Below are 17,404 nucleotides of genomic sequence, written 5' to 3' on the forward strand. Positions count from 1 at the left end.
TGTACAGCTTGAACATCGAGCACCTGCTACACCTTACGGTTCTCCATCAGCCAGCGCCCCGCATAATCCACCGCTTCCCTCATCCCGAAAAGTCGGCAATAGGCACGGCCGATATAACCAGTCCGCACTTCGCCCTGTTCGTCAAACCGACGTCCGATCTCGGCGAAATTGCCGGAATCGTAGTCATAGTCCTCGAACTGCTGCCAGACGCGCTCGCCCTTCACTGCGATCGGCGCCCCCATCGATTTTCGCGGCATCCCCTCCAGCAACGTCTCGGCCAGATGGAAACTCGTGCAGGAGTCATAGCCTACTCCGAGCAGGAGCACTTTCGCTTTCGAAGGCCAAGCGTACAGCTTGCCCAGCGGCGAATCCGGGCCGAACTGCGGCGTCAGCGGATGATCCGCCACGATCGAAGCCGCAAAAGCGCCATTCGCGCAGAAGGACACCTGCGGGTGGTTCGACCGGTACGTCCCCGGGAACGTTCGAAACAGCTCGGCGATCCGCCCCATTCCCCGCGTCGGCGTTATGGCCGGGTCGAAAGCGGGCCATTCCTCGTAGATGGCTTTCCTCCATGTCTCGGGTACCGGAGGATTTTCCCATTCGGCCGGATCGCTCCAATCGCTGCTCTGTGCAGGCATCACCAGCGTACCGCCCTCTCCGACTGCTGTCAGCAGCGCCTGAACGACCGCCTGCGGGCCGCCGCAAACCCAACCGATGCTCGATAAGGAGGAATGCACCAGCAGCATGTCGCTCCCGCTTATGCCAAGATGTCCGGCATCCTCGATGATTTGGTTTATCGTGATAGGGCTGCGGGTTGTTCCGATCACATCTTTCTCCTTCATAAGCCGCCCCTTCCATTAATTACTAGGCTATATAGAGAATAGTACCATACCAAAGCCCCTCCATGAAGGAGGGGCTGGCTTCAATCCTTTATCGGCAGACCGGGTGACTGCCAGGTAAAGCTTGTCCCGAATCCAGCCGAAGGCTGACCGGAATCCAACGACTAGAATCGGGCGACATAAAATTCGCGATCGGCCGGGACGTTAGATTGGAATAACTGTTCGTTGTCCGCATTTCTGATTCGCAGCGTATAGGAAAAGTTCGTCAGCGTATTGAGGTTATCGAATCTGGCTGCGCCGAAATCGTCGAATTGAGCCGTCAGCGTAGTGCCGTTTCTAGTTAACACAGCCGTCCAGCCGGAAGTAGCTTTGGGCGTGTTGCCCGCATTGGCGTTAACTGCGAACACATGGAACCGGTTCAGCGTTTGTCTGATTCTTCTTCTTTTTTTCGTTGCCGCCGCTTTGGCCTTTCGCAGCAAAATCGCTTTTTTAAGCATAAGAGCTTTCGTCCTGCTCATAGTCTTCATTCCGGGTTCACCGCTTTCTCTTAGGATGATAATAGTAAATGCAGGAACCTGTCAGCTTGTAACGCACGATAACCTACTTGCTAGAAAAAGAGGTTATCTCCCAGAAAGCGAGAGACGTACCCGCCAAGGCCGCCCGCGCATACAATACACCGAAGAGGTGAAAGACCCGTATGGACGGACCAAGCTGGCTGCAAACCTATTCAGCGAAAATGAATCGTCCCTTAAGAAACAAAGTTCGGCACATTCATACGAGAGGCAATCCTTCCGCCGCCATCCGAGTCATCATCCAATTGAAACGCCGCGTCACTCCAGCCCGGCTGAACACCTTGCAGCAGCATATAGGCTCTCTCTCCCTCCCGATCATCCGGCGTCTTCCGCTGATCCGCTCCGTGGCGTCCAACGTCTCGATGCCGTGTCTGGAACGGATGTGCAGTTGGAACGGGATCGGGAAAATTTATTTGGACGGGATCAAAAAAACGTCGCTGTATATTGCAACGCCCTCCATCGGCGCAACGGCCGTCCGAAGGAAGACGGGGCTTACCGGCAAAGGGATCAACATTGCGGTGATCGACACAGGCGTATACCCGCATCCGGATCTGACCCGGCCGGTGAACCGGATTGTGGCTTTCAAGGATTGGATTCATGGGCGAAAAAAGCCGTATGACGATAACGGTCACGGAACCCATATCGCCGGCGACTGTGCAGGAAACGGACGGGAGAGCAAGGGGAAATACAGGGGGCCCGCACCCGAAGCGGGAATTGTCGGAGTTAAAGTGCTGGATCGGCAAGGGAGCGGCTACGACTCCACGATTATCAAAGGAATCGAGTGGTGCATCCTTCATCGGAGGCGGTTAAAGCTGCGCATTCTGTCCATGTCGTTGGGCGGCCCGGTGAATACCGTCTGCAGCGACGACCCTCTCTGCCAGGCCGTGGAAAAAGCAGTCCGGGCCGGACTCGTCGCCGTCATTGCCGCCGGCAACAGCGGGCCTAGACGCCGGACGATCGAGTCGCCGGGGAGCGCCCCATCGGCCATCACGGTCGGGGCGGTGGACGATCATCGCAGCATCCGGCAAGCCGACGACAACGTGATGTGGTATTCCAGCCGCGGTCCCGCGCGAGGCGGGCGGAGCAAGCCGGACCTCGTAGCGCCGGGCGAAACGATCGTCTCGCTGCGGGCTCCCGGCTCCGTGCTGGATCGCGAATACCCATACCTGCGGGTTGGTACCGACTATTTCATCCTGTCCGGCACCAGCATCTCGACGCCCCTGGTTTCCGGCGCAGCCGCCCAGCTGCTGCAGCGTTATCCGTCTCTATCTCCCCGACAAGTGAAGGAAGCTTTGAAAAAAAACGCCTTCCGTCTAGGTCTTGGACCCAATATAGCGGGGAGCGGCATTGTGAATGTGAGGTTTTTGCTAAAGCGGAGAAATCCTCGCAGCAAGCGGAAACTGTCTAAAGGATGAGTTCCCAGGTAGAGGTTGTGTTTCCATAGCGGCTGATCCAGCCGCTTTTTTGGCATGGGCATATCGTGCATCTTACTTTGCAATCTAATTATCTAAGCAGGTGTAACAATAAAGCTTTCTGAACGTGCATTCTGTTCTCAGCCTGTTGATAGATGATCGAACGTTCGGATTCTATCAACTCTTCTTCTATCTCGAATCCGGGATGGATGGGCATGTCGTGCATAAGGTAAGGAGAGTATCCTTTGAGACTTTCTCTGTTCAACTGATAGGGCAGCATCTGCTCCATTCTCCGCTTCTTTTCATCTTGATAGTGGCTCTCGTGGTAAAATTCCATATCGATCCAGGTGTCGGTATACATATAATCGGATCGCGCAACGGCTTCCGACAATTGATCGACCTTCTCCACGTATCCGCTTCGATACGCGGTCTGCATCAGTTCTTCATCCCAGGAGGGAGAGTTAAGGATTGGGGTCACTAGCAGCAGCTTGATCCCTAACGTCATGCATCCCGCAACCAGCGAATTCGCTACATTATTGTGGACCCCGACATAAGCAAGACATAGTCCCGAGAATGTGCCGGACACTTCGTAAATCGTCATCAAGTCCGCCAACGCCTGGCAGGGGTGATACTTGTCGCAGCATCCATTAATAACCGGAACTGTGGAGTACCTGGCCAGTTCAAGCAAATCGGCATGTTTTTTCAATCTCGCCATGATGACATCGCAGTTCCTGGACGCGTACCGGGCTTCATACCGGATAGGCGAAAGGCTGAAATTGCTCGAGTCCCAGTCCATAACAACCGAATACCCGCCCATCTGATTTATTCCGGACTGAAACGACAAGCTTGTTCTCGTCGACGTTTTCTGAAACAGCATAAGCAGTCCCTTTCTCCTGCACGCCTCGTAAAACTGTTCCGGGCTTTTCTTGATGACCAGTCCTAGCGAGGGGACATTTGTCAATCCAAATCTTCCGCTGAGCCAGGCGTATACCAAAACCAAAGCCCCCACCTTGTCGCCAAAGTGAGGGCCTGAACCGTTAATAGAGCACTGAACTAAACCAGGTTTAGCTGCGTTTCCAAGCAGTCAATATGCTTCCGCACTTCCATCCAGTTGGCAGCACGGTATATCCGATCGCCGGCAACGGACAAGTTGTAGGGCTGTTCGTACAAAATAACAGGCCGGTTCGCCCTGCCAAACTGCTCCGCATAATGAGGGCCGTCATCGATCATCACGTCCACCTTCGCATTCATGCATGCCTGAAGCTTGTTTTCAACAAACGCTATGTGATGATACGAAATGTCATGGCGCTTCAGCCAGTCCATCGTAACCTCGCGGAAACAGGGCGGCCGGGCCGTAATAATGGATAGCTGGTGCCTGCCGTACAGCTCCTGCAAGATATCGACGGCCATCGGCAGCGGGGAGGAATTCCAATGAATATCGTGGCCGTACTTGATATAAACCGCATCGATTTCATCCTGATTCCACCCGTACAACCGGTACAAATAAAAGTCGTTAACATCATCCGGAGTAAACGATAATCCGGACGCTATATTGTAATAGTGCAAGTGGGGGGAGGTCGCGTCGAGAATCGTGTTGTCCAAGTCGATGCCGATATGCATTAGCGCAGCGCTCCAAACTCGCGGAGCAAATCGGCCACGTTGTTGTTGCCTTGACGAAGCGCAAGAGACAGCGCCGTCTCTCCGCCTTCGCTGCCCGCGTTAACGTCGGCACCATACCTGACGAGCAGCCGGATGATCTCCAGATTGTCTTCATGGAAGGCGGCCGTATGCAATGCGGTATGGCCATTGCTGTCGAAGCTATCGGTCTGCGCCCCGGAAGCCAGAAGCAGCTCGATGACTTCCATCTTCCGCGCCCCCGCTATAGCGGCGTGCAGCGCGGTATTCGACGGGATGAACGAAAGTTTGGAATGCGACATAGCATTCGCCTCCGCACCGTTATCCAGCAGCACTTGCACAGCCTCCCGGCTGCCGAAATGCGCCGCATAACCCAAAGGCGTAAGCCCGTCTTCATTTCCCTCGTTCGCAAGCTGCGGATGAGCCGCCAAAATCGTTTGCAGACGCGAAGCATCATTGGACTGTGCTGCCTGGAAAACTTCCTTCGTAAGCCGGGTTGATTCCATTCCGTTCTCCTCCGATTCGGTATGATCAGATCCAGGTGACCAAGTAGTGGTATAGGGTTACGTCTACTATATAAAAAAAGCCGGATAAAGGAAACGCCGCTAGACATTCGAACATACGTTTGGGATAATGAAATCAATCAGACGCCCGGAGCAAACAACCCCGTATTGCAAAAAAAAAGGACAAGGGGGACCCGTGAGATGAAGCCGAAAATCGAGGCACCGAAAATTCCCGACAACTTGACGCCATGGGATCGTGACGTATTCCCGCTTCAGCCGAAGGACGAGTTCCGTCTCTTCTCTATAAGCGATATGGTCCTGGAGGGTCAGGAGGCGGCGAAAGTTTCGTTCGAGAAGGCGGTGTTCAAGAATGTAACCGTTACGGACTCCTCCCTGACCGGGCTCGAACTGACGGACGTCGTTTTTGACAAATGCGATCTGTCGAACGTGTGCCTGACCGATTCGTTTTTTCACCGTACGGAATTCAGGCATTGCAAGCTGATCGGGACGGACTTTACAAGGAGCCGGTTCCAGAACGTCCGATTTGTCGGCTGTTCGGGCGATTACGCCGCATTCCGGTTTTGCAAATTTAAGCAGGCCGCTTTTGAGAGCAGCTCCTTAATCAGCGCCGACTACTCTCATTCCGCCTTGCCCAAGACTTGGTTCACCGCTTGCCGGATCGACCAGGCCAATCTGTCCGGCTGCAAACTGGAAGGGATCGATCTCAGCGACTGTGACTTCGGCGGGCTGATGGTCGACATCGAGGATTTGAACGGCTGCATCATCGCGCCGCATCAAGCCTCCTCGTTTGCAGGTCTTTTGGGTTTGATCATTAAATAATCGAACGGAGGATACTGGATGATGGTTCAACAGATGGACCGGCATTTTGATGCGGTCAGTTTCAGCGGGGAGGATCTCAGGGAAAGCGAATTTACCCGCTGCACGTTTGAACGCTGCACATTCACCCATACTTCCTTGGAGGAAATCAACACGCTAGGGTGCCGGTTCGTACATTGCAACTTCCAAGGGGCGACGATGAACGGTTCGATTCATACGGAATCGGCTTTTGAAAACTGCAGCTTTATGGAAGCCAACCTTTTTGTAGCCAAATTCGTAGATTGCAAAATGATGGGCTCCGACTTTACGAAGGCGAGGATCGACGGCATTACGCTAACGAAGGGCGACTGGTCGTATACCAATCTTCGACAGGCTAGGCTGGTCAAGCAAGATTTGAGAAACATCCGTTTTTTCGAAGCGGATCTGTATGAGGCCAATCTGGAGAAATGCGACTTGAGGGGCTGCGACCTGACCCGGACCAATCTGGCCAAGGCGAAGCTGCAAGGGGCGGATTTGCGGGGGGCCGTCATGGACGGCGTCGATTTTAAGTCGTTTGACGTCAAGGGAGCCCGCATGGATACCGCTCAAGCTGTCGTTTTCTTGCGTTCCTTCGGGGCGAAGGTTGACTGAGTCGTAACGGACAAGCCCTTCTAATCCGGAAGGGCTTTCTGAATGCAGTCTTTCGAATCCTCCGAATAACCACAAAGACTCCATGCCGACAACGAGCATTGCGCAGCTGAGCCCCGCCGTTCCGCTGATCCCAATCAGCCCTCTTTTATGCCCCCGAATCTGCGATCCGGTAGACCGAACTCCATAACCTAAGATTTCAGCACGGCTCCTCCCCTGCGATAGCCGATACTCGGTACGAAAGATATAGGAATGAAATCTGTTGGTTGGCAGAGGGCTCGTAGTTACGTAAACATGCGATCTGAAGGGTTTTGCCAAAAGAGGAATTCCACTCATTATTTCACTTTTCTTCCAATTCAGGTATCGAATCAAGTCCTTCGACGTAGAGAATTGTGGTATTATGAGTTGGAACAGCTAGATGAAGAATCAAAAGGAGAGAATTGATATGAATTTTCTTAAAAAGTTATTTGGAGGTATTAACAACGGAGAGAAGTCCAAAGACGGCACTACGATCTATAAATATGAGGAACAAGAGACAAATGATTTTACGCCGCCGGCCCAAATGAAATATGCGGAAGAAATCGTAGCCCATTTCGATAATGTGTTTCCGGATAGAAACAGCAGCGTATTTCATGAGATTGTGTCCGATCTCGTACATATCGATGTAAACATTATGGAACCGACGGAAAAAGAACCGTTTTGGGTCTTATACACGACCGGTATGAGCGACTTGCCTATGACTTTGCCGAAAGAGATGCAGGAACAGCTTGAAGAGAAGTTCGATCGGGCCGAAGTGATGATGTTTCTTCCGGCTTCCTGGGAGTTGACTGAGGAATCTGTTAAAGATGACAATAACTTTTGGCCGATTCGACTGATGAAACAAATGGCCCGATTCCCCCATCAGTACAATACGTGGCTGAGCTTTGGCCATACCTTGCCTAATTACCAGCATTATGAGCCTTATGCCGACAGCACGGGTTTAAATGGAGTGGTCATCTATCAGCTAAATGAGAGAATTAGCGAAATCGCAACCAAAGACGGCAATAAGATCAACGTTTATTTCCTGCTCCCGGTGTACAAAGAGGAGATGGAATACAAATTGGAACACGGCATGGATGCGCTGATGGATCAATTATTGGAGCTGGGAAATGATGCACTGGTTCTAAATCCGAATCGGATCAATACTTGCAAGCAGTAAGGTGCCAGTTCACTAGCGATTGCCATTGCTTGTCATCGATTCATCTCGAAGAGGGGAGACTCCCCTCTTTGCTATTTTCTCCCCGCTCTGCTGTACGCCCGCTCTGGACGATCCCAGGCCGCCCGTCGGCCGCCCGCCTTTCCTCTACGCTTTCTTGTCTTCCGCCATTTCGTTTGATAACGCAGCCAGCTTGTTGATCGTTTTCCAGTTTCGCACGGTCGTCGGCACGCCCAGCTTGTCTGCCTGAATCGCCAGCTTCGAATTGCGGATGCTGGGGTTGAACAAGAGGTACATGTTGTTGCCGGTCAGGTGGAACGTCTCGCCATCGGTCTCGAACGCCTTCAGCCTCTCCACGCGGTCGGCAGGCGGCTCCTCGAGCAGCATCGACACATACAATACCTCGCCAACCGAGTCTTTCCCCGCCTTGGCGATCTGCTCCTCCGTGAATGGACAGCTCGAGGCGATTGCATTCATTTCCTCCGCCGTTCGTAGAATCGTCCGAATCGAGAGACCGAACTCGTCCGTGATGACCTGTTCGATCCGCTGACGCAGATCAGCCTCGTCCTCATCCGACTCGAACAAAATATTGCCGCTCTGGATGTACGTCTGGACCCGGGCCAAGCCGATCCGGTTCAAAGCTTCCCGGAGGTCCGCCATCTTGATTTTATTGTTCCCGCCTACGTTGATACCTCTGAGCAGCGCGATATGTATCGTCATTCGATTTCCCCCGCTTTCCATTTTTTATTACTGGAAACTTATTCACTTTGCGCTCCAAAGTCGCTAAACGCAAACTCGTTCAAAAACGGATGATTCGTCAAGAGTTTCTTCATCCTCTCCACCGTTTTAGACCCCTTCGGCGCACCGCCTCGTCTAGCCAGAAGCATCCATCGGAGGCAAGCAAGCGCTACAAACGCCTCCAGCTCTTCCGGCTTCACATCCTGCTCTGATACATAGGCGGTGCGAAAGGCGTGCGCGCTCCGTTCGGTACCATACAGAACTAACAAAATAAACGACCAGGCGAAGTCATATCTGACATCCCCGGCTTGCCCGTTCGTCCAATCGATCACAGATAACCGGTGATCCGATTCCACAATGTTGCCTAGATGGTAATCGCCATGGATCAGCCGCTCCTGCTTGATGTCCGTCAGTTGCAGCAGAGCCGCAAGCGCATTGGCCAGATCGGCATGTTCGCTTACTCCAGGGAAGAAGTATTCTGCGAAATCGTATTTCGGAATCGGCACATGTCCGATCTCTTCCACCTTAATAGGATGAATCTTCGTTAAAAGTTTCGCGAGCTCGATTATTTTCTGGGCAGGCAGCTTTTTAACGGGCATGCCGTCATAGGTCGTCAGCAGCACCTGATCTCCATTTGCATCGATTCCCCATCCTATCGGTGCAGGAACGGGCACCCCGCGCTCGAGTAGAGCGTTCAGCAAATGATATTGAAAACGGACGTCCGGCTTGGAACTTTTGTTCCAGACTTTCAGAACATAGCTCGCCTGACCCGAGTCAAGCCTCGTCACCTCGGCTTCAAATCCTTGTGACATCGGATGTTCCATCAAGCTGTCCGGCCGATTCAGCAATCGGTCGAGGATTTCCTTTTTTTCGATCCATTTCACTTTGGTTATAGGGAAACCCAATCCAATCTTCCTTCCCACTATACGCCATACGTGCAGCAGCGTCCTGGCTTAAAAACTCCAATGTATCCATCGCCTTTTTGAGCATCGGTTCTTTCATGGTCAGCACCTCCCAGGAATTCAACCTTTCGGTATCCGGTGGTAGTAAAATTATAACACTTTCAACAGATGAGATGGAAAATCATTGCCGCCGGAATCCCCCCTTGAGAGAACGATTTGGCGCGGAAATCCCCCCAAAAACCGATGAATCGTCCGCAACAGTCCGCCTAAACTTTTTGAACCCGAACCTAAAGATCATATTGACGCCTCCCCATCCGATTCGGTATAATCCGTTACGTAAATCGTAATATTTACTATTTATATTTCTCTACATACGAGGAGGACCGAATATGAAACGAACCTTAACGGCTTGGCTGGCGGGGTCGATGGCCGCTCTGCTGTTGCTCGCAGGCTGCAACGGAGACAAAGCGGAAACCGCAGGGACGCCAAAGCCGGCACAATCGCTCGTATATGCTACGGCCAAAGACATCAATGACATGAACCCTCATCTGTACACAGGCTCGATGCCGGCGCAAGGGATGGTCTACGAATCGCTGGTCGAGAACACGAAGGACGGGATCAAGCCGCTGCTCGCCGAATCCTGGGACATTTCTCCCGATGGGAAGACGTACACGTTCCGCCTGCGAAAAGGCGTAACGTTCCATGACGGGGAACCGTTCAACGCGGAAGCGGTGAAGGCCAATATCGATGCGGTCCAAAGCAACGCCGGCAAGCATGCCTGGATCAAACTGTCGACCCGGATCGCAAGCGTCGCCGCCGTCGATGAGTTAACCGTCCGATTGGTGCTGACCGAACCGTACGATCCGACCTTGCTCGAATTGTCGATGACGCGCCCTTACGTCTTCCTGTCCCCCAAAGATTTCGGAAGCGGCGGCACCAAGGATGGCGTCAAAAGCTACAACGGTACGGGGCCTTACAAGCTCGCCGAACATAAAACCGATCAATACGCCACATTTACCGCGAATGAGACGTACTGGGGCGGCGCGCCGAAATTGAAGCAAATTACGGCCAAAGTGCTTCCGGCGGGCGAAACGACGTTTCTAGCGCTGCAAAAAGGCGAGGTGAACTTCGTCTTCACGGACGACCGCGGTGCGGACAGCATCGATGTGGACGCGATGAATCAGCTGGTGCAATCGGGCAAATACCGGCTGATCCGGAGCGAACCGATGAATACGAAGTTGATCGTGGCCAACACCAGCAAGACGGGCAGTCCCGCACAAGAGACGGCTGTCCGTGAAGCGCTCTGGCATTCGGTCGACAGGGAGACGATCGGCAAGCAAATTTTCAGCGGTACGGAGATACCCGCCTTTACATTATTCTCCTCCAACGTCAACTACGCCAATGTCGAATTGAAGAAACGGAACTACGACCTGGAGACCGCCAAGAAGCTATTGGACCAAGCGGGCTGGAAGACAGAAAGCGGCGGCGAAATTCGCTCCAAGGCAGGCAGCAAATTAACGATGAAGCTGATCTACGACGTCAACTCCAATTCCCAGAAGACGCAGGCCGAATTCATTCAAAGCACCGCCAAAAAAATCGGGATCGCTCTGGAGCTGATCGGCGAACAATCGTCCTCCATCGCCCAGAGAAGATCGTCGGGTGATTATGAGCTGATGTTCAACCAAACCTGGGGACTGGCATACGATCCGCAAAGCACGGTAGCTGCCTTCACCTCCGAATCCGCATATTACCACGCGACCCGCGGCATCGCGAAAGCGTCCGAGCTGTACGGTAAAATAGACGCGGTCACCGTATCCGCCGAAGAGAAAACACGTAAGGCGCTGTACGCCGACATCCTTCGGATCGTACACGACGAAGCCGTGTTCATCCCGATTACGAACGGCAGTGTCACGGTCGTCGCTCCCAAAGGTTTGCAGGGCGTCTCCTTTAAGCAAACGCAATTCGAGCTGCCGTTTGAGCGTTTGTATTTCGAATAAGCAGCGGAGGGGATTTCCGTCCCCCTCCGGTTCGCTTGAAAGAAGGGAAATGCGATGGGACGATATATCGCCAAAAGGCTGCTGATCTCGGTTCCTCTGCTCGTACTGATTTCCTTAATCACGTTCGCCCTCAATTACCTGTCCGCCTCGGACCCGGTTGAGATTGTGCTGCACGCGCAAGGCGTACCGAGCATTACGGACGAACTGATCGCCGAGACGACAGCCGCGCTCGGCATGGACCGGCCGTTCCTGACCCGGTATCTGGACTGGCTTATCTCTTGCCTCCAGCTGGAATTCGGTTCCTCGTACGTCACGGGCAAGCCCGTATGGGCGCTGCTGGGACCGGCCTTTCTCCATACGCTAAAGCTCACTCTCGTTGCCGCAGCGGCGATTCTGATCGTATCCGTAACGCTCGGAGTCGTATGCGCGCTCCGAGAAGGAACCGCGCTGGACCGGTCGGTCCGGGGCGTCTCCTTTTTGCTGACCTCCATGCCTCCCTACTGGCTGGCCGCTCTGATGGTCTGGTATTTCTCCGTCAAGCTGGACCTGCTGCCGACAAGCGGGATGGATTCCTATGCCAGTTATATTTTACCGGTCGCAGTAATCACGATCGGCTTCGCCGGCATCTATTTCCGCCCGATCCGAAGCTCGATGCTTAGCAACCTGAACGAAGACTATGTGCTGTACGGCCGGGCATGCGGTCTTCCGGAATCCAGGATCACGCTGCACGTACTCCGCAACTCGCTGCAAGTAGCCATCTCGATGTTCGGCATGGCGATTCCGATCCTTCTGGGAAGCACGGTCGTCGTGGAAAATCTGTTCGCATGGCCCGGACTGGGGACGCTTAGCGTCCAGGCCGTCCTGAGCCGGGATTTCCCGGTCATCCAGGCGTACGTGTTTGTGCTCGCTTCGGCCTTTGTCTTCTTTAATGCCGTCTCCGATATCGTTCAAGCGGCGGCGAACCCCAAGCTAAGGAATGATCTGTAGATGAACCTGCTGAAACAACTATGGAGCGACAAGCTGGCCGCCCTGTCCCTGTTTATCGTCGCGGGCACATTGGCCGCCGGGATGTTCGCCCCCCTGCTTGCTCCGCACGACCCTAACGAGGTCCATATGGAGCTTCGCTTTGCAGCGGCATCCGGGGAATACTGGCTGGGCAACGATCATCTCGGAAGGTGCGTCTTGTCCCGCCTCCTGTACGGTATCCGCCCGAGCGTCCTTTGGGTGCTGGCAACGCTTGCCGCTTCCGTAGGGTTCGGGGCGGCGGTCGGCCTGATTGCCGGGTATTTCAGAGGCAAAACGGATGCCGTTCTGATGAGAATATGCGACTGCATGCTTTCGTTTCCCGGTTATGTGATGGTGCTCGCGATCATCGGCGTGCTGGGGGTCGGCCTCGAAACGATCCTGCTCGCCTTCGTGCTGATGAAATGGGCCTGGTTCGCCCGCATCGTCCGGACGTCGGTCATGCAGTACGCGGAATCCGACTATGTGAAATTCGCCAAAGCGGTCGGCGCCGGCCATTTCCATATCATCACGAGACATATCGTCCCGGTTGCGCTCCCGGATATCGCCGTCGTCTCCAGCAGCTCGTTCGGCTCCATGATCCTGCAGATCTCGGGCTTTTCCTTTCTCGGGCTGGGCATCCAAGCGCCGAATGCGGAATGGGGCATGATGCTGAACGAAGCGCGGGCCGTCATGTTCTCCAGACCGGAGCAGATGCTGGCTCCCGGTATTGCGATTATCGTCATCGTGTCGGCGGTCAACTTTTTGGCCGATGCGCTTCAAGTGGCTTGGGACCCGAAATTACGAGCTTCCCGGCAACGACAACAAGGGCCTGCGGCGGCCACTGCGGCCAAGCTTCAAGGGAAAGAGGTGGCGTGATGACGGCCCTGAACGTATCCAATTTGAAAGTATGGGACAGCCGGACGGGTAACGTGCTCATTCCGGGCAGTTCGTTTGAAGTCAGGCCCGGAAGCTGCCTGGCCATCGTCGGGGAGAGCGGCAGCGGCAAGTCTGTGACCTGCCGGGCTGTCATGAGATTGAACAAAGCCGGGATCGGTCAATCCGGAGATATCGTACTGGGCGGAGTCAACTTAAGCGAGCTGCCGGAGAAAGAAATGCGCAAAAGACGGGGAAAGCAGCTGTGCATGATCGTGCAAAACGGGATGCGCGCCTTCGATCCGTCTTGCGTGATCGGAGTTCATTTCAAGGAAACGCTGGGCAGGCATCTCGGTTGGAACCGCGAAGAGATTACCGCCAACATGAAACAAGCGATGGAAAGCGTCATGCTCAAAGACCCGATCGCCGTCATGAACAGTTATCCGCACCAGCTGTCGGGCGGCATGCTGCAGCGGGTGATGATCGCGCTGGCGATCGCGCTCGAGCCGGAGGTGGTGATCGCCGATGAGCCGACGACCGCGCTGGACGCCATATCGCAGTACGAGGTGGTCGAGCAGTTCGCTTTGCTGCGGGGCCGGATCGGCTGCTCGATGATTTTCGTATCCCACGACCTCGGCGTTGTCCGGCGGCTCTCGGACGAGGTTCTCGTGATGAAGGACGGGGAAATCGTGGAAAGCGGCACGACCCGGGACATTTTCACAGGCGCCCGTCATGCGTACACCCGCTATCTCGTATCGGCGAAGCAGGCGCTGAATAGCCAATTTCAGCTGGTGATGGGAGGGTCCGGCATTGTTGACGGTTGAGCAGGTCGAGAAGTCGTACCGGACCGGCGGCTTGTTCTCCAGAGAGCGCCGGCAAGTACTGACCGGCATCAGCTTCGAGTGGAAGCAGGGAGAATGTCTCGGCATCATCGGAGAGAGCGGCAGCGGCAAATCGACCTTGGGACGGCTGCTGCTCGGGATCGAGAAACCGGATCGCGGCGCCATCATATGGGAGGGGGAACGGGCGCACAACCGCCGGGCCCGATCGGGGAATTTAAGCGCCGTCTTCCAGGATTACACGTCCTCGATCCATCCGTTTTATACCGTGGAGAAAGCGCTGATGGAACCCTGGCTGCTTCAAAAAAAGCGGCAAGGCAAGCTTCGGGACGAATATAACTGCAAGATCGACGTCCTGCTGCATCAAGTCGGACTGGACCCGTCCTACCGGACCAAATATCCGCACGAGCTGTCCGGCGGGGAAGCCCAGCGGGTATGCATCGCCAGAGCCGTCTCGACCGAACCCCGGTGCATCTTATTGGACGAAGCCGTCAGCTCGCTGGACGGGTCGGTTCAGCTTCAGGTGCTGGACCTGCTGAAAAGCTTGAAAGCTCTATACAACGTCGGTTATATCTTCATCACTCACGATTTGCAGGCCGCCGCCTACATCTGCGACAGAATCATGATCATCCGCGACGGCCGCATCGAAGAGATCGTCCCGATCGGTCAATTAAAGGACGTGCAGTCTCCGTATGCCCGAAAACTGCTGCGCATGGTTTTGGCTTGACCCACGGATCTATCAACGAACTTAGAAAGGAGCAGACGTTTTGAAAGGAGCGCTGTCATGGCCTTTCCTGCGATTATACGGATTGACGCTTCTCTACTTTAGCGCGAATGCGATCCTGAACGTGATCCTCCCTTTGCAGGGACAATCTCTGGGGGCGACCAACGCGACGATCGGCATCATCATGGGCGCGTATCTGTTCACCACGATGCTGTTTCGCCCGTGGGCGGGTCTGCTGATCCAGAAATACGGCCCCATCCGGGTGCTGCGCACGATTCTTGCGGTCAACGGCTTGGCGCTGCTTCTATATACGTTTACCGGACTGGAAGGATATTTCATCGCCCGCATGCTGCAAGGGGTATGCACCGCGTTTTTCTCGATGGCTCTGCAACTCGGCATTATTGACGCCTTGCCGGACGAGGACCGTTCGCAGGGCATCTCGATGTACTCCCTTTGCGCCTCGATGCCCGGCGTCATCGGCCCCCTGCTCGCTTTGGGCATGTGGCAGACGGGCGATCTGCACATTTTTACAGCGTCGATGATCGCCATCGCGGTGCTGACGGGAGCCGTGGGCTACAGCGCCAAAATGGACAAAAAAACGGCCGAGCCCGCTGCCGGTTCAACCAAACAAGGCGTGACGATGATGAATTCGTTCGGACAGCTCGTCCGAAACCCGCATTTATTCAAATGCAGCGTCCTGATGCTTGCCGCTTCTCTCGTCTTCGGCGCGGTAACGACCTTTATTCCGCTGTACGCCGCGTTGGTTCAAGGCGGCAATGCCGCCGTTTATTTGATGCTTCAGGCCGCGACTGTCGTGTTGGCCCGGTTTCTCTGCAGGAAAAGCATCCCTTCCGACGGCAAATGGCACTCTTTGTTTGTAATGGGCATCATGCTCCTGCTCTCCGTCTCCGCTTTTTGCGTAAGCTTTGCTATGACTGGCGGAATGCTATTCTTCTATACAGGTGCGGTATTGATGGGGGTCGCCCAGGCGCTCCTCTATCCGACGCTGACGACCTATTTGACTTTTGTGCTGCCGCAGGCGAGCCGCAACGTGCTGGTCGGGCTGTTCATCGCTACGGCCGACTTGGGGGTGTCTCTGGGCGGGATGGTGATGGGGCCGATCGCGGATTTTTCTTCGTATTCGTTCATGTATAGGCTGTGCGCAATCTTAGGCGCGTTAATGATTTTGTTCGCGTACGGAGGCGCAGGCGGCCGCTATCCGAGTCAGGTTAAGCCAACCAAAAAAAGGCGCTAATCGTTCCATGTCAGAGGAACGAGCGCCTTTCCCGGTTGATTGGCCTATTCAGCTGCTAATACGTTTCATAAACGAGTTCGCCGTGTATCCCCAGCTTCTTATCAAATTCCACGAAAATATACAGCTGCCCGGCCGGGGTCTCTCCCGCATCGTAACCCAGTCGAAAGGTGCCGTCCCGGTCAAATCCCAACTCGGACAATACCAACTCGGTCACGTCTTCGTCCGGATGCGCTTCGGCAATCAGACCCAGCGCTTGCTCGGCAAGCTCGTCCAACCGCTCCCACGCCTTCCTGATCAGAGGCGACAGACGCTTCATATCCGCCTTGGCAGACGCATCCGTCGTAACCGGCAGCTCCTTCCCCTTGTGGCCAAGCACCGCGCTGTAGGTAGACGACGAGACATCGTACTGAAATGTCCCGACTCCCTGGACCGTATGATCCGGCTCCACGATGCAATTATTCGCATAATCCACCCGTCCCAGCTTCGGATTGCAGCTCGTGTCCAGCTTCGTGAGTTTGTTCTCCGAGCAGTAAAGCTCAGTCAATTGGGAATTACGGCTAAGATCCAATCCGGTAATGTGGTTGTTGAAGCACCGTAGGCTTTGCAAAGCCGGGTTGCCGGTTACGTCCAACTTCGTTAGATGATTATGATTGCAGCGGAGTTCAACCAAGTTCGGGCAGCCAGCCATATCCAACCCGATCAAATGATTGTTTCCGCAATCGAGATGCGTTAGCCGACTGTTGTGCTCCACATTCAACTGGAACATGGAATTGTAGCCGCAGTTCAGCTTTTCCAAATTCACATTCCGGTCTACCTGCAGTTCCGATAAGAGGTTCCAATAACAATCCAGCTTGGCGAGCATGGCATTGCGGCTGACGTCCAGATCCCGAATCCGGTTAAACCCGCAGTCCAACATCTCCAGCTTGGCGTTATTCGCCAACTCTAGCGAATGAATCTCGTTTTTGTTGCAGTCCAGCTCTTTCAACAACGGATTGCGGCTGACATCCAGATGGATCAGTTTGTTGTAGGAGCAGATCAGCCTTTCCAAATTCGGTTGGTTCCCCGTATCCAGAACGGTTAGCTTGTTCACTCTGCATTCCAAAGCTCGCAGCTTTACATTCTTGCTGACATCGAGCTCCGTCAGCTGATTGTACGAGCAATCCAGCTCCTCCAGAGACGAGAAATGTTCGATCCCCTTCAGGCTTGAATAGTTCTGGTTCGCCAGCTTCAGCGATACGATCCGCTCCACATCGCCCGTCCGAATCGATTCGCCATTGCCGCAAAAGTTCTCCAGCACGAAAGCTTTGAAACGTTCATCTATAAAATCTTGGGTAATATCCATGGCGCTCCTCCTGCCGATCTTACACGGCTATATACGAATGGGCGAAACCGTCAACGTCCTCCCGATTGTCTGCGGTTTGTCCAGTCCCGGTAACGCTCCGTAATGATCG

At 54.3% G+C, this 17,404-nt stretch carries 18 protein-coding genes and 1 pseudogene; 10 read left to right on the forward strand and 9 right to left on the reverse strand.

Annotated elements, in window-relative coordinates:
* Positions 1-26: 26 nt before the first annotated feature.
* Together PV433_RS17655 and PV433_RS17660 are read right to left on the reverse strand one after the other, a co-directional pair.
* A complete protein-coding gene (locus PV433_RS17655; protein WP_332073380.1) occupies positions 27-842 on the reverse strand; it encodes an aminoglycoside N(3)-acetyltransferase in 816 nt (271 codons plus the stop codon).
* Between the two features lie 161 nt (positions 843-1,003).
* Positions 1,004-1,336, reverse strand: coding sequence for a hypothetical protein (locus PV433_RS17660; RefSeq protein WP_190931954.1), 333 nt, complete (start codon positions 1,334-1,336; stop codon positions 1,004-1,006).
* A 200-nt stretch (positions 1,337-1,536) separates the two neighbouring features.
* Between PV433_RS17660 and PV433_RS17665 the strand changes: the two genes are divergently transcribed.
* Positions 1,537-2,826: a S8 family peptidase gene (locus PV433_RS17665; RefSeq protein WP_332073381.1), complete on the forward strand. Its 1,290-nt coding sequence runs from the start codon at positions 1,537-1,539 to the stop codon at positions 2,824-2,826.
* 88 nt (positions 2,827-2,914) lie between these two features.
* Here PV433_RS17665 and PV433_RS17670 read toward each other — a convergent pair whose 3' ends face one another.
* The 3 genes from PV433_RS17670 to PV433_RS17680 form a co-directional block, all read right to left on the reverse strand.
* Positions 2,915-3,784: an ornithine carbamoyltransferase gene (locus tag PV433_RS17670; protein WP_332073382.1), complete on the reverse strand. Its 870-nt coding sequence runs from the start codon at positions 3,782-3,784 to the stop codon at positions 2,915-2,917.
* Positions 3,785-3,876: 92 nt separating this feature from the next.
* Positions 3,877-4,443, reverse strand: a complete 567-nt coding sequence (locus PV433_RS17675; RefSeq protein ID WP_332073383.1) for a 5' nucleotidase, NT5C type — start codon at positions 4,441-4,443, stop codon at positions 3,877-3,879.
* Positions 4,443-4,964 carry an ankyrin repeat domain-containing protein gene (locus tag PV433_RS17680; RefSeq protein WP_332073384.1) on the reverse strand — a complete coding sequence of 174 codons (522 nt, stop codon included), beginning with the start codon at positions 4,962-4,964 and terminating at the stop codon, positions 4,443-4,445. The genes PV433_RS17675 and PV433_RS17680 overlap by 1 nt, the downstream gene beginning before the upstream one ends.
* 198 nt (positions 4,965-5,162) lie before the next feature.
* Between PV433_RS17680 and PV433_RS17685 the strand changes: the two genes are divergently transcribed.
* From PV433_RS17685 to PV433_RS17695, 3 genes are all read left to right on the forward strand, one after another.
* Positions 5,163-5,801, forward strand: coding sequence for a pentapeptide repeat-containing protein (locus PV433_RS17685; protein ID WP_332073385.1), 639 nt, complete (start codon positions 5,163-5,165; stop codon positions 5,799-5,801).
* Positions 5,802-5,822: 21 nt separating this feature from the next.
* On the forward strand, positions 5,823-6,428 hold the full coding sequence (locus PV433_RS17690; RefSeq protein ID WP_190931976.1) for a pentapeptide repeat-containing protein: 606 nt from the start codon (positions 5,823-5,825) through the stop codon (positions 6,426-6,428).
* A 442-nt stretch (positions 6,429-6,870) separates the two neighbouring features.
* A complete protein-coding gene (locus PV433_RS17695) occupies positions 6,871-7,623 on the forward strand; it encodes a suppressor of fused domain protein (RefSeq protein ID WP_190931959.1) in 753 nt (250 codons plus the stop codon).
* A gap of 144 nt (positions 7,624-7,767) precedes the next feature.
* Here PV433_RS17695 and PV433_RS17700 read toward each other — a convergent pair whose 3' ends face one another.
* The 3 genes and pseudogenes from PV433_RS17700 to PV433_RS34145 form a co-directional block, all read right to left on the reverse strand.
* A complete protein-coding gene (locus PV433_RS17700) occupies positions 7,768-8,340 on the reverse strand; it encodes a DUF1697 domain-containing protein (protein WP_332073386.1) in 573 nt (190 codons plus the stop codon).
* A 38-nt stretch (positions 8,341-8,378) separates the two neighbouring features.
* Positions 8,379-9,170 (reverse strand): aminoglycoside phosphotransferase family protein, encoded by a 792-nt coding sequence (locus PV433_RS17705; protein WP_332073387.1) that lies wholly within the window; start codon positions 9,168-9,170, stop codon positions 8,379-8,381.
* A 111-nt stretch (positions 9,171-9,281) separates the two neighbouring features.
* Positions 9,282-9,381 (reverse strand): annotated as a pseudogene (locus PV433_RS34145) (Rpn family recombination-promoting nuclease/putative transposase); the annotation flags it as partial.
* 268 nt (positions 9,382-9,649) lie between these two features.
* On the opposite strand from PV433_RS34145, the gene cntA reads away from it, so the two are divergent.
* Genes cntA through cntE form a run of 6 tightly spaced genes read left to right on the forward strand, consistent with a single transcriptional unit; the run spans position 9,650 to position 15,953 of the window.
* On the forward strand, positions 9,650-11,257 hold the full coding sequence (gene cntA, locus PV433_RS17715) for a staphylopine-dependent metal ABC transporter substrate-binding lipoprotein (protein ID WP_332073388.1): 1,608 nt from the start codon (positions 9,650-9,652) through the stop codon (positions 11,255-11,257).
* A 54-nt stretch (positions 11,258-11,311) separates the two neighbouring features.
* On the forward strand, positions 11,312-12,244 hold the full coding sequence (gene opp1B / locus PV433_RS17720) for a nickel/cobalt ABC transporter permease (RefSeq protein WP_332073389.1): 933 nt from the start codon (positions 11,312-11,314) through the stop codon (positions 12,242-12,244).
* Complete coding sequence (gene cntC, locus PV433_RS17725) at positions 12,245-13,138, forward strand: staphylopine uptake ABC transporter permease subunit CntC (protein ID WP_332073390.1); 894 nt, start codon at positions 12,245-12,247, stop codon at positions 13,136-13,138. It abuts the gene before it with no gap.
* On the forward strand, positions 13,138-13,959 hold the full coding sequence (cntD, locus tag PV433_RS17730) for a staphylopine uptake ABC transporter ATP-binding protein CntD (protein ID WP_332073391.1): 822 nt from the start codon (positions 13,138-13,140) through the stop codon (positions 13,957-13,959). The genes cntC and cntD overlap by 1 nt, the downstream gene beginning before the upstream one ends.
* A complete protein-coding gene (locus PV433_RS17735; protein WP_332073392.1) occupies positions 13,946-14,701 on the forward strand; it encodes an ABC transporter ATP-binding protein in 756 nt (251 codons plus the stop codon). Before cntD ends, PV433_RS17735 begins: the two co-directional genes overlap by 14 nt.
* Positions 14,702-14,741: 40 nt before the next feature.
* Positions 14,742-15,953 (forward strand): staphylopine family metallophore export MFS transporter CntE, encoded by a 1,212-nt coding sequence (gene cntE / locus PV433_RS17740; protein WP_332073393.1) that lies wholly within the window; start codon positions 14,742-14,744, stop codon positions 15,951-15,953.
* Between the two features lie 55 nt (positions 15,954-16,008).
* Here cntE and PV433_RS17745 read toward each other — a convergent pair whose 3' ends face one another.
* A complete protein-coding gene (locus tag PV433_RS17745) occupies positions 16,009-17,295 on the reverse strand; it encodes a leucine-rich repeat domain-containing protein (protein WP_332073394.1) in 1,287 nt (428 codons plus the stop codon).
* Positions 17,296-17,404: the final 109 nt, after the last annotated feature.

It is taken from the genome of Paenibacillus sp. GYB004 (assembly GCF_036577605.1).
In the GTDB taxonomy this organism is placed as follows: Bacteria; Bacillota; Bacilli; order Paenibacillales; family NBRC-103111; genus Paenibacillus_AB; species Paenibacillus_AB oceani.

Bases quoted from the DNA above. Each gene is read 5' to 3' on its own strand.
- PV433_RS17680 (WP_332073384.1), bottom strand. From the start codon at position 4,964: ATGGAATCAACCCGGCTTACGAAGGAAGTTTTCCAGGCAGCACAGTCC.
- PV433_RS17745 (WP_332073394.1), bottom strand. From the start codon at position 17,295: ATGGATATTACCCAAGATTTTATAGATGAACGTTTCAAAGCTTTCGTG.
- PV433_RS17685 (WP_332073385.1), top strand. From the start codon at position 5,163: ATGAAGCCGAAAATCGAGGCACCGAAAATTCCCGACAACTTGACGCCA.
- PV433_RS17655 (WP_332073380.1), bottom strand. From the start codon at position 842: ATGAAGGAGAAAGATGTGATCGGAACAACCCGCAGCCCTATCACGATA.
- PV433_RS17705 (WP_332073387.1), bottom strand. From the start codon at position 9,170: ATGTCACAAGGATTTGAAGCCGAGGTGACGAGGCTTGACTCGGGTCAG.
- PV433_RS17700 (WP_332073386.1), bottom strand. From the start codon at position 8,340: ATGACGATACATATCGCGCTGCTCAGAGGTATCAACGTAGGCGGGAAC.
- cntA (WP_332073388.1), top strand. From the start codon at position 9,650: ATGAAACGAACCTTAACGGCTTGGCTGGCGGGGTCGATGGCCGCTCTG.
- PV433_RS17675 (WP_332073383.1), bottom strand. From the start codon at position 4,443: ATGCATATCGGCATCGACTTGGACAACACGATTCTCGACGCGACCTCC.
- opp1B (WP_332073389.1), top strand. From the start codon at position 11,312: ATGGGACGATATATCGCCAAAAGGCTGCTGATCTCGGTTCCTCTGCTC.
- cntC (WP_332073390.1), top strand. From the start codon at position 12,245: ATGAACCTGCTGAAACAACTATGGAGCGACAAGCTGGCCGCCCTGTCC.
- PV433_RS17690 (WP_190931976.1), top strand. From the start codon at position 5,823: ATGGTTCAACAGATGGACCGGCATTTTGATGCGGTCAGTTTCAGCGGG.
- cntD (WP_332073391.1), top strand. From the start codon at position 13,138: ATGACGGCCCTGAACGTATCCAATTTGAAAGTATGGGACAGCCGGACG.
- PV433_RS17695 (WP_190931959.1), top strand. From the start codon at position 6,871: ATGAATTTTCTTAAAAAGTTATTTGGAGGTATTAACAACGGAGAGAAG.
- PV433_RS17660 (WP_190931954.1), bottom strand. From the start codon at position 1,336: ATGCTTAAAAAAGCGATTTTGCTGCGAAAGGCCAAAGCGGCGGCAACG.
- PV433_RS17665 (WP_332073381.1), top strand. From the start codon at position 1,537: ATGGACGGACCAAGCTGGCTGCAAACCTATTCAGCGAAAATGAATCGT.